This window comes from Pseudomonas sp. SYWMCR5, from assembly GCF_057197165.1.
Genome location: NZ_JBXUNH010000010.1, coordinates 15,341 through 30,506 on the forward strand (window position 1 = coordinate 15,341; position 15,166 = coordinate 30,506).

8 protein-coding genes are annotated in these 15,166 nt (G+C 61.4%); 3 read left to right on the plus strand and 5 right to left on the minus strand.

Features of this window, described 5'->3' with window-relative positions:
• Window positions 1-118: 118 nt before the first annotated feature.
• The 3 genes from AC2CGW_RS22050 to AC2CGW_RS22060 all read right to left on the minus strand — a co-directional run bounded on the left by AC2CGW_RS22050 (window position 119) and on the right by AC2CGW_RS22060 (window position 9,580).
• Window positions 119-4,996, minus strand: a complete 4,878-nt coding sequence (locus AC2CGW_RS22050) for a DEAD/DEAH box helicase (protein WP_340332893.1) — start codon at window positions 4,994-4,996, stop codon at window positions 119-121.
• Between the two features lie 217 nt (window positions 4,997-5,213).
• A complete protein-coding gene (locus AC2CGW_RS22055) occupies window positions 5,214-6,464 on the minus strand; it encodes a ribonucleotide-diphosphate reductase subunit beta (protein ID WP_186666978.1) in 1,251 nt (416 codons plus the stop codon).
• A 236-nt stretch (window positions 6,465-6,700) separates the two neighbouring features.
• Window positions 6,701-9,580: a ribonucleoside-diphosphate reductase subunit alpha gene (locus tag AC2CGW_RS22060; RefSeq protein WP_484574601.1), complete on the minus strand. Its 2,880-nt coding sequence runs from the start codon at window positions 9,578-9,580 to the stop codon at window positions 6,701-6,703.
• Between the two features lie 703 nt (window positions 9,581-10,283).
• Here AC2CGW_RS22060 and AC2CGW_RS22065 point away from each other — a divergent pair.
• Window positions 10,284-10,985, plus strand: a complete 702-nt coding sequence (locus AC2CGW_RS22065; RefSeq protein ID WP_186666977.1) for a response regulator — start codon at window positions 10,284-10,286, stop codon at window positions 10,983-10,985.
• Window positions 10,982-12,586, plus strand: a complete 1,605-nt coding sequence (locus AC2CGW_RS22070; RefSeq protein ID WP_186708472.1) for an ATP-binding protein — start codon at window positions 10,982-10,984, stop codon at window positions 12,584-12,586. The genes AC2CGW_RS22065 and AC2CGW_RS22070 overlap by 4 nt, the downstream gene beginning before the upstream one ends.
• Before the next feature lie 3 nt (window positions 12,587-12,589).
• Here AC2CGW_RS22070 and AC2CGW_RS22075 read toward each other — a convergent pair whose 3' ends face one another.
• Window positions 12,590-13,291 (minus strand): 4'-phosphopantetheinyl transferase family protein, encoded by a 702-nt coding sequence (locus AC2CGW_RS22075; RefSeq protein ID WP_484574602.1) that lies wholly within the window; start codon window positions 13,289-13,291, stop codon window positions 12,590-12,592.
• Between the two features lie 235 nt (window positions 13,292-13,526).
• On the minus strand, window positions 13,527-14,318 hold the full coding sequence (locus AC2CGW_RS22080; RefSeq protein WP_484574603.1) for a dienelactone hydrolase family protein: 792 nt from the start codon (window positions 14,316-14,318) through the stop codon (window positions 13,527-13,529).
• A gap of 137 nt (window positions 14,319-14,455) precedes the next feature.
• Between AC2CGW_RS22080 and AC2CGW_RS22085 the strand changes: the two genes are divergently transcribed.
• Window positions 14,456-15,061 carry an outer membrane protein gene (locus tag AC2CGW_RS22085; RefSeq protein ID WP_186666973.1) on the plus strand — a complete coding sequence of 202 codons (606 nt, stop codon included), beginning with the start codon at window positions 14,456-14,458 and terminating at the stop codon, window positions 15,059-15,061.
• Window positions 15,062-15,166 lie beyond the last annotated feature (105 nt).

Below are 15,166 nucleotides of genomic sequence, written 5' to 3' on the forward strand. Positions count from 1 at the left end.
TGTTCATGTCGCACCACGCCGGACCGCTTGTATCATTCGCCATTGCAAACATACAGCGGTCGTTTGGTTATCAGCGGAATTCGCGTTGGCGAGAATGCTTGCTCCTGTTTCTACTCGGTTAGATATCCAGAAGTGGCAGGCCGTTGACGATCTTCTGTGTTTCGAGGCTCACGGTGACCACGCGCTGAAAAAGCTCCAGCGGGTACTTGGGGTTGCCCATGGTTTCGATTGCCCAGTCGTTGGCGTCGTTGACAATGCCGCTGGCTTTGTCGGTACGAACGGCTTGACGTTCCATCACCCAGTCCAGCGCGGCCTTGCCGTTGACCACGTAATCCCAGGCCGCTTCAGGGATACCTTTCAGGGTGATGCGGTGGTTGTAGATGACGGTGGTCTTGTCACCCTTCTTGGCGAGCTTCATCTTCTCCACGCGATAGTCAGCATTGGTGAGCGTGCCCTTGGAATCGATGGTCAGTGGGTAGGGTGCGATGGTTTCGTAGTTCAGGTGGAGATCAGCCAGGGCACGGCCAGCTTTGCTGAAAGCCCAGAAGTCGGCGGCTTTCTTCACTGCTGGAATGCGCGGCAGTTCCTTGCTCAGGTTGTCGGCAAAGCGCTCACGGTAATCCGGAGAATGGAGGATGCCGTAGACGTAGTAGAAAAGGTCTTCCTTGCTGATCGAATCTCCGGGGTAGGCTGACTGGAAGTGGGTCAGGCCAGCGTGGGTAATGGCATCGCGACGGCGCAATCCACCTTCAACCGGCTCTGCAAAGAGGTCATCGTCTGAGGTCTGGGCGGCTTCGTCGTATAGATAAAGAGGAAAGCATTGTTCTCCCCCATCAGGCGTAAAGGCTGGTGGTTTATCTGTAATCAATGCGATCTGCCCGTTTGACCAACGAGCCTTCACCAAAATAACTAGATTTTGGCACCCTGCTGTGGGGAATAGCCGTGGTATCTGATAGACCATTTCGTTAAAGCGGCGATCGAAGTACAGCCACTGTTTGGTAAATGGGCGATAAAGACTTGGCATCAGGCAGCTGGCCTTGAAGGCATAGCTGCGGTTTTTGCCAAGATCCTGCTTCAGGGCTCGCGTCCAACTGATACGGGTCGGGTCGGTATCAACAAAACCGTCCACCTTTGCCTGCCGAGCTTTGCTATCCAGCGCCGGATGAGCCGCATTGAAGCGTGTCACCTCGGTGTTGTAGAAACCGATCATTCCGGTCATGTTGGTGGTCAGTTTTATTTGGCTCGCGTTGTAAGCCCAAGCATCTCGCGCGGTAAGTACGCCTTGCGAGAAATTATCGAACAACTTGAGCGCATCGCCCTTCTTGTCGCCCAATACGATGAACTGGTTGAAGCTGTCGTCGCGCTGTCGGAGCCAGTCGCCATGCTCATCCGGGGTGATCTGCTGCCACTGCTCGATGCCGGCAATACTGCTAAAACTCGCAATCTTCTCCAGCTTTTCCTCACGGCTGAGATAGTCCCCAATGTCATGGAAGTGTATTTGGCCGTGAGCCTGTGCGTCGGGGTTCTTGACCAACAGAGAAATGGCGATGGGGGCGCGGCTGCCGCTACCAAAAATCTTGCCGCCTTCTTTGCGTGAGGTTTCACCAATGGTGCGCTGGTTGCCGCGCAGATGGAGCACATACAGGCTGGAAAACTCATCGGCCAAGCACTTGCGCAGGCCGTCTGCGGTGTTGGCCTCCAGAAAACCTGCGTTTGTGACAAAGCCGATGATGCCGGCGTTGCCAATACGGTCGCTGGCCCAGCGGATGGCGCGGATATAGCTGTCGTACAGTCCCTTAGCTAGGGTGGCGCTGGAGCGCGCCGCATAGGTTGAGCGGATGCGGCCGTCGAGTGTTGGATACTCAACGTTATCGTTGTTGTCGTTCTCGCTTTTCTGGCCAACCGAATAAGGGGGGTTTCCCACAATGACCCGAATATCCAGCGCCTTCTGCCGCTTGCGCCGCGCACTGTTGTCTTCCAACAGGGCATCCACCAGATCGTCTTTCTCGTACATCTGGAATGTATCGGTCAAGCAGATCCCTTCAAATGGGGTGTACTCGTCAATCACTTCGCCGTGATAGGCCGCTTCAATATTGATGGCAGCAATGTAGTACGCCAGCAGCACCAACTCGTTGGCGTGGATCTCGTGCTTGTACTTGTGCGGCAGTTCTTCCGGCTTGACCAACCCGGATTGCAGTAGACGGGTGATAAAGGTGCCGGTGCCGGTAAACGGGTCGATGATGTGGACGCCCTTGCTGCCCAGGGTTTGGCCGAACTCCTGTTGCAGCAGGTGGTTGACGCTGTAGAGGATGAAGTCCACCACCTCGACTGGGGTATAGACGATACCCAGACGCTCGGTCATCTTGGGGAAGGCGTTGCGAAAAAATTTGTCGTACAGCTCAACTATGATCTTCTGCTTGCCCTGGGCATTATCAATGCCGGCTGCGCGTTGCCGCACGCTGGCGTAGAACTTCTCCAGGGTGTCCGCTTCCTTGGCCAGGTGGTGCTCGTGGAGCGCGTTCAGCACGCCTTGCATGGCCTTGGACATAGGGTTGTTGCTGGCAAAGCTGTACTCCTCGAAGAGCGCATCGAACACCGGCTTGGTTACCAGGTGTTGAGCAAGCATTTCGACGATCTCGCCATCGCTGATGCTGTCGTTGAGGTCGTCGCGCAGTTCGGCTGCGAAGGCATTAAAGGCGGCCTGTTCCTGTGTGTTGGCCGGATTTTCCAGAATGCCCTGGATGCGGTCGATGTGGGTGCGGGCGATCTTGGCAATGTCGTTAGCCCAGTCTTCCCAGTGGTGGCGGTTGCCACACTTATCGACGATTTTGGCGTAGATGGCCTTTTCGATTTCACCCACTTCGTAGGTCAGCTCGGCCTGCTGGGTCATCTGGCCTTCGGCATCGTATTTCTGGCGCTTCTCGCCAATGCCATACTGGCCTTTTCCAGCTTTGTCGTTACTGGTGCCGCTGCCTTTCTTGGCCTTTTTGTCGGCCTTGTCGGTAATGGCGATAACTTCCATCTTGCGCGGGTCTGAGCCGATCAGGTCGAGCTTGTTTACCATCGCGTCAAAGCTGTCGTCGTGCGAACGCAGCGCCTGAAGCACCTGCCAGACCACCTTGTAGGTCTGGTTGTCATTGAGGGCTTCGTGAGGCTCCATGCCCGCAGGGATGACCACTGGCAGCACCACATAGCCGCGCTTCTTGCCCGGTGCGTTGCGCATCACCCGGCCTACGGATTGCACCACGTCCACCTGGGAGTTGCGCGGGGTGAGGAAGAGCACGGCATCCAGCGCCGGCACATCCACACCTTCAGATAGGCAGCGTACATTGCTGAGAATACGGCAGGTGTTGGCCGGGGCCTCGTCTTTGAGCCAGTTGAGTTTGGCTTCCTTCTGGCTGGCATTCATGCCGCCATCGACGTGCTCGGCCTCGCAGATGATGCGCGAGTCCTGATCTATCTCTTCGGAGTCCTGGTAAGCCTCCACCACCGACTGGAACATGCTGGCGATGTTGATTGAGCTGACCTTGTGCTTGGTGCCCTTGTAGTTGGGTGAGATGACCTGGCAGAAGGCCACAGCACGCTTCATGGGTTCATCATCGCCAATGAGCTGCTCGTGTAGGCCTTGCTTGGCCAGCGCCTTCCAGCAGCCGACGATCTTGGCGGCGTCGTCAACCTTAAGCTGGTTGTCTTCGTCTTTGAGCAAGTCTTGGAGGCGGCGACTGATGGCGCTCTCTTCGACGGTGAGTACCAGCACCTTGTAGTCGGTCAGCAGGCCGCGCTGAACAGCCTCGGAGAAGTTGATGACGAACAGCTCTTTGCCGTACAGCGCCTCGTCATCCATTGAGCACAGGGTGACTTCTCCGGACTCGGCTTTGACCTTGGCGCTGTCGCCGTAAATGCGCGGCGTAGCGGTCATGTAAAGGCGCTTAGTGGCACGGATGTAGTCGGCGTCGTGAACGCGCACGAAGGTGCTTTCGTCATCATCTTCAAAGGTCGCGCCAGTAGTGCGGTGGGCTTCGTCGCAGATGATCAGGTCAAATGCTGCCAGGCCGTGCTCATGCTGAGCACGGCTGATCACGTCGATGGAGTGGTAGGTGGAGAACACCACGCTCATATGTTCGGCATCATGACGCTTGAGCATTTCCGCCGCGAGGCGATCTGCCTTGGTGGTGGCTGGGTAGCGGAGTTCGTGGGCGAAGACCTGCGGGGCATCCTCATCAGTCTTACGTTTCTTGCCTACATCGCTGTCGGAGCATACGGCGAAGCTGTGGAGCAGAGTTTCGCTTTCCTGTGTCCATTCGGTAAGAGTCTGCGACAGCAACGACAAACTGGGCACCAGGAACAACACACGCTTGCCCTTGCCGGCCTGCTGTTCGGCAATCTTCAAGCTGGTGAAGGTTTTGCCGGTACCGCAGGCCATGATCAGCTTGCCTCGCTCGGCATCTTTAAGACCGGCTGCTACGGCATTCAGTGCGGTTTGCTGATGATCACGCAGCTGCTTGCGCGCCTTGAGCGCAACCGCATGCTTGGGCTGGTATTTGGCCCAGTCGATCTGGCTGTCCTCTAGGGCTTGCAGGTCGATCTTGTTGATCGGAAGCTGCTGGCCTTGCAAGGCGTCCTCGGCGTGTTTGCTCCAGTTGTCGGTGGTAGCGACGATAATGCGGTGCGAGAACGGTGCTTTGCCGGAAGCGGTGAAGAAACTATCAATGTCCTTCTTCTGGACGCGGTAGTCCTCGGCATACAACTTGCACTGGATGGCGTGGTACTCGCCTGTCCCCTGGGTGCGCGCCACCAGGTCGATGCCGGTGTCGCGACCGTCCAGTCCCTGTTCTTTGGCCCAGTCGCCATATGTCCATACTTTATCGTAGAGGTCGCGATAGGTCGCTTCGTTGCGGAAATAGGCGAAGATCAGCTCTTCGAAGTAAGTACCTTTTTCGCGTTCGGTGACAGATGCAGATCGGTAGGTGTCGAGCAGGGATTGAAGGGCGGACATTGAAGAGGAATTCCTTTAAGGCACGACAGGTGCGTCATGGGCACCAAATTTCAGCAGTCTACCAATTGGAGAGAGTTGCTACAGCTTCTGAGGGGCTGGGGGCGCTCAATGATCTGTGGATGACAAAAAGGCTGCCCTTAGGCAGCCTTTTGGGTGAATCCATTTCACATTTAGTGAGAAGGTTTCACGATCTACTGATTTTGAGCGGCCTTTTCGTTTAGTCCCAGCTCAACGCACCACCAGTCTGATACTCAATCACTCGAGTCTCAAAGAAGTTCTTCTCCTTCTTCAAGTCCATGATCTCGCTCATCCAAGGGAACGGGTTGGTAGTCCCTGGGTACTCTTCCTTCAGACCAATCTGGGTCAGGCGACGGTTGGCGATGAACTTGAGGTAATCCTCCATCATCGCCGCGTTCATCCCCAGCACGCCGCGAGGCATGGTGTCGCGGGCGTATTCGATCTCCAGCTGGGTCCCTTGCAGGATCATCTGGGTCGCTTCTTCCTTCATCGCCGCATCCCACAGGTGCGGGTTCTCGATCTTGATCTGGTTGATCACGTCGATACCGAAGTTCAGGTGCATCGACTCGTCGCGCAGGATGTACTGGAACTGCTCGGCAACGCCGGTCATCTTGTTGCGGCGGCCCATCGACAGGATCTGGGTGAAGCCGCAGTAGAAGAAGATGCCTTCCAGTACGCAGTAGTAGGCGATCAGGTTGCGCAGCAGCTCTTTGTCGGTTTCGACGGTGCCGGTGTTGAACTCCGGATCCGAGATCGCGCGGGTGTACTTCAGGCCCCAGGCGGCTTTCTTCGCGACCGACGGGATCTCGTGGTACATGTTGAAGATCTCGCCTTCATCCATGCCCAGCGACTCGATGCAGTACTGGTAGGCGTGGGTGTGGATCGCCTCCTCGAAGGCCTGGCGCAGGATGTACTGGCGGCACTCGGGGTTGGTGATCAGGCGGTACACGGCCAGGGCCAGGTTGTTGGCAACCAGCGAGTCGGCGGTGGAGAAGAAGCCGAGGTTGCGCATCACGATGCGGCGCTCGTCTTCGGTCAGGCCGTCCATGCTCTTCCACAGGGCGATGTCGGCGGTCATGTTGACCTCTTGCGGCATCCAGTGGTTGGCGCAGCCGTCGAGGTACTTCTGCCAGGCCCAGTCGTACTTGAAAGGCACGAGCTGGTTGAGGTCGGCGCGGCAGTTGATCATGCGCTTCTCGTCGACCGCGACGCGGGCCGAGGAGCCTTCGAGTTCGGCCAGGCCTTCGGCGACGTCGAGGGCGTCCAGCGCGGCCTTGGCGCGCTTGACCGCGTCGGAGTCGTTGGCGGTGGCGGCGCGAGCTTCCAGGGCGGCGGCACCGCCGGCGCTGTCGAGCTTGTCGAGGGTCGCGGCGGCGTTGGCCTGCGCAGGGGTGTTGGTTTTGGCGGCGACTTCGCCGTCTTCCTTATCGAATTCGTCCCAGCTCAGCATGGTGAGGTTCTCCTGCTTGAGGGCCATCTATGGAGTATGGCCGGTGGATCTTGGTTGCGGTGCGGTGCACGCAAATCGGAAGCGCCCTTTGAGGGCTGGCCGCGGCACTGGGCGGCGGCTTTTTATGTCTGTCTGCGGGAGAGGTGGTGGCCTCTTCGCGGGCAAGCCCGCTCCTACAGGGTGCTGTGCTGTTGCACAGAAAATTGAGGCTTCCCGGGGGAAGCCTCAGCCAAGCCTTACTGGCAGGCTTCGCAATCCGGCTCGTCGATGGCGCAGGCCTTCGGTACCGGGGCTGGGCCCGCGGCCTGGACCGGGGCGCTGTCGCCGCCGCTGGAGACGGCGTTGAGCTTGCCGGTGTTGATGGTCGACTTCTCGGTGCTGGTCGCGGCCAGTGCACGGAGGTAGTAGGTGGTCTTCAGACCACGGTACCAGGCCATGCGGTAGGTCACGTCCAGCTTCTTGCCCGAAGCGCCGGCGATGTACAGGTTCAGCGACTGGGCCTGGTCGATCCACTTCTGGCGACGCGAGGCGGCATCGACGATCCACTTGGTGTCGACTTCGAACGCGGTGGCGTACAGGTCCTTCAGCTCTTGCGGGATACGCTCGATCTGCTGCACCGAACCGTCGTAGTACTTCAGGTCGTTGATCATGACCGAGTCCCACAGGCCGCGGGCCTTCAGGTCGCGGACCAGGTACGGGTTGATCACGGTGAACTCGCCCGACAGGTTCGATTTGACGTACAGGTTCTGGTACGTCGGCTCGATCGACTGCGACACGCCGGTGATGTTGGCGATGGTTGCGGTCGGCGCGATAGCCATGATGTTCGAGTTGCGGATGCCTTTCTGCACACGCTCGCGCACCGGAGCCCAGTCCAGCGACTCTTCCAGGTTGACGTCGATGTACTTGGCGCCACGGGCTTCGATCAGGATCTGTTGCGAATCCAGCGGCAGGATGCCCTTGGACCACAGCGAACCCTGGAAGGTCTCGTAGGAGCCGCGCTCATCGGCCAGGTCGCACGAGGCCTGGATGGCGTAGTAGCTGACCGCTTCCATCGACTTGTCGGCGAACTCGACGGCTGCGTCCGAGCCGTACGGGATGTGCTGCAGGTACAGCGCGTCCTGGAAGCCCATGATCCCCAGGCCGACCGGGCGGTGCTTGAAGTTCGAGTTCTGCGCCTGTGGCACCGAGTAGTAGTTGATGTCGATCACGTTGTCGAGCATGCGCACGGCGGTCTTGACGGTACGCGCCAGTTTCGCGGTGTCCAGCTTGCCATCGACGATGTGGTTCGGCAGGTTGATCGAACCCAGGTTGCACACGGCGATTTCGTCGGCGTTGGTGTTCAGGGTGATCTCGGTGCACAGGTTCGAGCTGTGCACCACGCCCACGTGCTGCTGCGGCGAACGCAGGTTGCACGGGTCCTTGAAGGTCAGCCATGGGTGGCCGGTCTCGAACAGCATCGACAGCATCTTGCGCCACAGGTCTTTGGCCTGGATGGTCTTGAATACCTTGATCTTGTTGTACTCGGTCAGGGCTTCGTAGTACTCGTAGCGCTCTTCGAAGGCCTTGCCGGTCAGGTCGTGCAGATCAGGCACTTCGCTTGGCGAGAACAGGGTCCACTTGCCGTCGTCGAAGACGCGCTTCATGAACAGGTCCGGGATCCAGTTGGCGGTGTTCATGTCGTGGGTACGGCGACGGTCGTCACCGGTGTTCTTGCGCAGCTCGAGGAATTCCTCGATGTCCAGGTGCCAGGTTTCCAGGTAGGCGCAGACCGCGCCCTTGCGCTTGCCGCCCTGGTTGACCGCAACGGCGGTGTCGTTGACCACTTTCAGGAACGGCACGACGCCTTGCGACTTGCCGTTGGTGCCCTTGATGTACGAGCCCAGGGCGCGTACCGGGGTCCAGTCGTTGCCCAGGCCGCCAGCGAACTTGGACAGCATGGCGTTGTCGTGGATGGCCTTGTAGATGCCCGACAGGTCGTCCGGAACGGTGGTCAGGTAGCAGCTGGACAGCTGCGGACGCAGGGTGCCGGCGTTGAACAGGGTCGGGGTCGAGGCCATGTAGTCGAACGACGACAACAGGTTGTAGAACTCGATCGCACGGGCTTCGCGGTCTTTCTCCTGCAGCGCCAGGCCCATGGCGACGCGCATGAAGAACACCTGCGGCAGTTCGAAGCGCACGCCATCCTTGTGGATGAAGTAACGGTCGTAGAGGGTCTGCAGGCCCAGGTAGGTGAACTGCTGGTCACGCTCGTGATTGATGGCCTTGCCCAGGCGCTCCAGGTCGTAGCCTTTCAGTGCAGGGTCGAGCAGCTCGAACTCGACGCCTTTCTCGACATAGGCCGGCAGGGCCTTGGCGTACAGCTCGGCCATTTCGTGGTGGGTGGCGCTGTCGGCCACGCCCAGGAAGCCCAGGCCTTCGGCACGCAGGGTGTCCATCAGCAGGCGGGCGGTGACGAACGAGTAGTTCGGCTCGCGCTCGACCAGGGTACGGGCGGTCATCACCAGGGCGGTGTTGACGTCCTTGATGGCCACGCCGTCGTAGAGGTTCTTCAGGGTGTCGCGCTGGATCAGGTCGCTATCGACTTCTGCCAGGCCTTCGCAGGCTTCGCTGATGATGGTGTTCAGGCGTGCCATGTCCAGCGGCGCCAGGCTGCCGTCGGCCAGGGTGATGCGAATGCTTGGGTGCGGCTCGACCACGGCGTCGGTGTGGGCGCGGGTGGCGCGCTCTTTAGCGCGCTGGTCGCGGTAGATCACGTAGTCGCGGGCGACTTTCTGCTCGCCGGCGCGCATCAGGGCCAGTTCGACCTGATCCTGGATCTCTTCGATGTGGATGGTGCCACCCGACGGCATGCGGCGCTTGAACGTGGCAGTGACCTGCTCGGTCAGGCGCGCGACGGTGTCGTGGATGCGCGACGAGGCGGCGGCGGTGCCACCTTCAACTGCAAGAAACGCCTTGGTGATGGCAACGGTGATCTTGTCGTCGGTGTAGGGGACGACAGTGCCGTTGCGCTTGATCACGCGCAGCTGGCCCGGAGCGGTCGCAGCCAGATCCTGGTTCGAATCGGCGGCCTGCGGCGCCTTGGCCTGCGGGTTCTCGCGAGTTGTGTCGGTTTGCATGGGTGTCTCCACAGTTTCTATATTGTTCGGGCGCCTTGTGGGCGCCCACCGTTCCATCCATCAGTTCGACCGGCCCGGGCGGGGGATGCCACGCGCACGTGCATCCGCCCGCTCGGGCTTACCGACTTCGGGACAGACTCAGGAATAAGGGGCAATCACTTGCCGCTCCCTGGCCGAAGTCAAAGATTCTGGGCCACGCCCAAAAACTGTTGCTGTCGGGTGTCAGGCGATGCCTGCAACACCCATACCCGAACAAGGCCCTGGAGGGCTTGCCTCGGTCGCGCCTCCGCAGGAGCGGTTTGGCTGCTGAAATCACTGTAAGTTCCGGCAGAAAAATCGCTTGAGTTTCTGCCTGGACTTGTGTTTGTGATTTGGGTCGAAGCCACAACATGTAGTGGTTCGCTGCAATGGGGATACAAGATAATGCGGTATTGGGGTCTTTGCAAGGCGAGCCGCTGTGGATAACTTGTGGGTACTTTGTGTGTGAAAGGTGGGTATTCGCTGTAGGCCTTGTCGCAAGAGGTTTTTGCCGGTTTCAGGCCTGTGACAGAATTTTTCGCGTGGTTGGCAGTGCCTGGGGCGGGACGTAGTATCCGAGGGATATGTTGCCCTTTGGTGAAGGGCGGCAGTTGCCCCGTCGCGGGGCAAGCCTGCCCCCACGATAGCGCACCGCCAACAAGATCATGAACAGAGGTGACCGGCGATGGACCAGCCCAACAACCGTATCCTGATCGTCGAGGACGACCAGCGCCTGGCCGATCTCACCGCCGAATACCTGCAGGCCAACGGCTTCGAGGTGGCGGTCGAGGGCGATGGCGGGCGGGCGGTGCGGCGCATCATCGACAGCCAGCCTGATCTGGTGATCCTCGACCTGATGCTCCCCGGCGAGGATGGCCTGAGCATCTGCCGGCGGGTGCGCGGGCAGTTCCCCAACCCCATTCTCATGCTCACCGCGCGCAGCGATGAACTCGACCAGATCCAGGGGCTGGACCTGGGTGCTGACGACTATATCTGCAAACCGGTGCGCCCACGCCTGTTGCTGGCGCGCATCAACGCCCTGCTGCGGCGCAGCGAGGCGCCGCAGGGCAAGGGCCATGACCTGAGCTTCGGCCCGCTGCGCATCGACAACCGCCTGCGCGAGGCCTGGCTGGGCGAGCAGCCGATCGACCTGACCGGCGCCGAGTTCGACCTGCTCTGGTTGCTGGCCAGCAACGCCGGGCGGGTGCTGTCGCGCGAGCAGATCTCCACCTCGTTGCGCGGGGTGGGTTACGACGGCCAGGATCGCTCCATCGATGTGCGCATCTCCAAGATTCGCCCCAAGATCGGTGACGACCCGATCCACCCGCGGCTGATCAAGACCCTGCGCAGCAAGGGCTACCTGTTCGTCGGCGATGCCAGCCCATGAATTCGATCTTCCTGCGCATCTATGGCGGCATGCTCGCGGTGCTGGTGCTGGTCGCCGTGCTCGGCGTGCTGAGCCTGCACCTGGTCAACGAGGTGCGCGCAGGCCAGCATCGTGAGGGCCTGGCGCAAGGCACCTTCAGCCTGATGGCGGACAACCTGGCGCTGCAGAACGAGGTCGAGCGCAAGCGGTCGCTGGTGATCTGGGAGCGCTTGCTCGGGGTGCCGCTGGACCTGGCGCCGCTGTCGATGCAGACCCTCGATGCCGGGCAGCGCAGCCGTCTGGCGCGTGGCCTGGTGGTGGTGGAGAAGACCGGTCCGCATGCGGCCAAGGTCTTGCGCCAGGTGGCGCACGAGGATGTGGTGCTGGTCGCGCAGGTCAAGCAGGTCAGCGAGCAGTTGGCCCGTGCCACCCTTTATCTGCTGGCCGACGAGCTGGTGCGCTACCCGGTGACCGAGCAGCAGCAGCGGTTGGCGCAGATCAGGCAGAGCAAGGGGTTCGGTTTCGACATCGCCCTGCAGCGGATCGAGCGGGTAGGGCTGGACGACGACCAGCGGCGCCGGGTCGAGGAAGGCGACACGGTGATGGCGCTGGGCCGCGATGGTGACTCGATCCGCGTGTTTGCCGGTTTGTCCGGCTCGCCGTGGGTGCTGGAAATCGGCCCGCTGTATCAGCTCAATCCTTATCCGCCGCAGCTGTTGATCCTGATCGCCTTTCTCGGCCTGTGCCTGATCGGGTTGGTGGTGTACCTGTTGGTGCGCCAGCTCGAGCGCCGTGTTTCGGGGTTGGAGATGGCGGCCTCGCGCATCGCCCAGGGCAGCCTGGAAACCCGCGTGCCGGCCGGTGATGCGGACTCGGTCGGGCGCCTGGCAGCGGCGTTCAATGGCATGGCCGAGCACTTGCAGCGCTCGCTGAGCATGCAGCGTGAGCTGGTGCGGGCGGTGTCCCACGAGTTGCGCACACCGGTGGCGCGCTTGCGCTTCGGCCTTGAGATGATCGAGAGCGCCAGCACCGAGCAGGCGCGGAGCAAGCACCTGGCGGGCATGGACAGCGATATCCAGGATCTGGACCGACTGGTCGACGAGATGCTGACCTACGCGCGGCTGGAGCAGGGCGCGCCGGCCCTGAAGTTCCAGCGCATCGAGCTGGACAGCCTGCTGGATCGGGTGATCGACGAACTGGCACCGCTGCGTGCGGATGTTCGGGTGACCCGCGGGACCTGCCAGCTGGGGGAAGACCATCAGGCCTGGGTCGAGGCCGAACCGCGCTACCTGCATCGGGCGTTGCAGAACCTGGTGAGCAATGCCATGCGCCATGCCGAGTCCGAGGTGCGCCTGAGCTTTCAGCTTGGCCAGCAACGTTGCCGCATCGAAGTGGAGGACGACGGCCCAGGGATTCCCGAAGGCGTTTGGGACCGCATCTTCACCCCCTTCACCCGCCTGGATGACAGCCGTACCCGTGCCTCGGGAGGGCATGGCCTGGGCCTGTCGATCGTGCGGCGGATCATCTACTGGCACGGTGGGCGGGCGCAGGTGGGGCGCAGCGAGGCGCTGGGTGGCGCCTGCTTCAGCCTGAACTGGCCACGACAGCAGGCGCCGGGGTGAGGCTCAGGCGCTGACCATGCTGAGCAGGTGGCCGTCCTGCAGGCAGAACTGGCCATCCAGTTCGCGGCCGTGGTGCCACTCGCTCGACAGCTCGGTGAGCAGGCGCAGGCGTGCGTGGCCTGTGGCGTCCCACTCCAGCACTTCGGCGTGTTCGAAATAGAAGCGCTTGAGGGTCAGGGGGTAGAGGGCCTTGAACAGGCTTTCCTTGAGCGAGAAGGTCAGGGTCACACCCAGGCCGATCATTGAGCGGTCCAGACGCTGCAGCTCGTCGGCGGTGAGGATCTCCCCCGCCAGGCGCTCGGCGCGTTCGTCGTCAAGCAGGCTCTCCTGGTCAAGGCCGATACCGTTGCAGGCACCTTCGTGGGCGACGACGGCAGCGGCCCAGCCCTGGCCATGGGTGATCGAACCTCGGATGCCGGCGGGCCAGACCGGTGAGCGGTCTTCGTGACTGCCCGGAACATAGTCGCGGCCGTCCAGGCGTTGCAGCGCCTCACGGGCACAGACTCGGCCGGCCAGGTACTCGGCCTGACGCTTGGCCACCGAGCGCTGCAGGCTGGGGCTCTGTGCGATGCCGGCGCGCTGGAAATCGTCGGCGGCCAGGCGCTTGGGATCGAAGGCGCAACTGACCAGCACCGCGCCGGGAAGGGGCTGGGGCAGGGGCCAGTGATGCTGGAGTGGGGTGCAGCAGGTGGGGAGTCTGTCCATGGGCGGTATTGTGCCAGTTCCGGCCGTTTCGCGGGCAAGGCCAATGCAAATCCGCAACTGACGCGATTCCTGTAGGAGCGGGCTTGTCCCGCGATCGGGCGCGCAGCGGCCGTGCAACCAAGCGACTGAAGTCTTCCTGAAAAACCTCTGTGTCAGTTTTACGGCCGCTGTGCGCCCGATCGCGGGACAAGCCCGCTCCTACAAGTACGCAGAGAATTCGCGGGGGCTTGGGCCCTTACTTGAACGCCTGCTTGAAGAACGCCTGCATGTCCTTCCAGGAGCTTTCATCTGCCGCCTTGTCATAGCCGATATCCGGCCCGCCATGCGCGCCATGGCTCAAGCGGTCCGCATCGGGGTTGGTAAAGCCATGCTTGGCCCCGGGAATGCCGACGAACTGCATGTCTGCTCCGGCATCCTTCATCTCCTTCTTGAAGGCCTCGACCTGTTCGGGCGTGACCATGCTGTCGGCCTCGCCATGTTCGACCAGGATCTTCGCCCTCACCACTCCGGGCTTGGCCGGGGTCTGGGTGACCAGCGCGCCATGGAAACTCACTACGCCATCGAGCTTCTCGCCCCGGCGTGCGGCGTCGAGTACCACCTTGCCACCGAAGCAGTAGCCGATGGCGCCCAACTGGTGCTTGTTGGTGTTGGGTTGCAGCTTGAGCAGCTCGAGCCCGGCGTCGAAGCGTTGCGCCGCTGCCGCTGGATCCTTCAGCGCGGCGGCCATGAATGCCTGGGCGTCCTGCGGGTGCTCGGTGTGCTTGCCGTCGCCATACATGTCGATGGCCAGTGCGTTGTAGCCCAGCGCCGCGAGGTCGCGGGCACGGCGCTTGGCGTAGTCGTTCAGCCCCCACCATTCATGCACCACGACGACACCGGGGCGCTTGCCCGCGATGGCGTCGTCATAGGCGTAGTAGCCGATCAGCGCAGTGCCTTCGGCGTCCTGGTAGCGGATCTCGCGGGTCTGTACCGCCGCCTGGGCGAAGGCGGCGCTGCACATCAGGGCCAGGGCAAGCAGTGAACGCATGAGGGGGTCTCCAGGAAAGATGCAGCCGTATCGGGTTCGTTCAGCCAAGGTTCAGCCGGGGTTCAGGAGCGGTTCAGGGCGCCCTGCTTACTCTAGTCCCCAGACCGAAACAGCGCACCTAACTGGAGTAACAAAGCATGAAAGCACTCAACACCCTGATGGTCGCCATGGCTGTTTGCGCCGCTGGCGTTGCCGCCACCGCCCAGGCCGACGATAACTTCGCCAGCCTGACCTACGGTCAGACCAGCGACAAAGTCCGCAAGTCCGGCCTGCTGCAACGCAACACCGATAACCTCAACGCCGACGGCATCATCGGCAAAGACAGCACCTGGGGCCTGCGTGTCGGCCAGATCAACGATCAAGGCCGCTACTACCTGACCTACGACAACGTTTCGGGTGATCACAGCGGCGTCAAGTTGCGCCAGGAAAACCTGCTCGGCAGCTACGATGTGTTCCTGCCGATCACCGACACCACCAAGCTCTTCGGCGGCGGCAGCCTGGGCATGACCAAGCTGACCCAGACTTCGTCTGGCTACAGCCGCGATACTGACTACGGCTACGCGGTCGGCCTGCAAGCCGGCGTGCTGCAGCAGGTCACCGACAACACCTCGGTGGAACTGGGCTACCGTTACCTGCGCAGCAATGCCGCCACCGAGCTGTCGCCGCACGGTGGTCCGAAGGACGGCACCCTGCGCCTGACCAGCAGCGCCCAGACCTACCTCGCCGCCAGCTACAAGTTCTAAGGCTGAGGCTCATCGAACCGGCAGGGGTTTCCCGTGCCGGTTCGCTGTTATGCTGTGCCGGCCCTGACCGCTCGGCGGTCCGGGAGATATAGACAAAGGAGATGC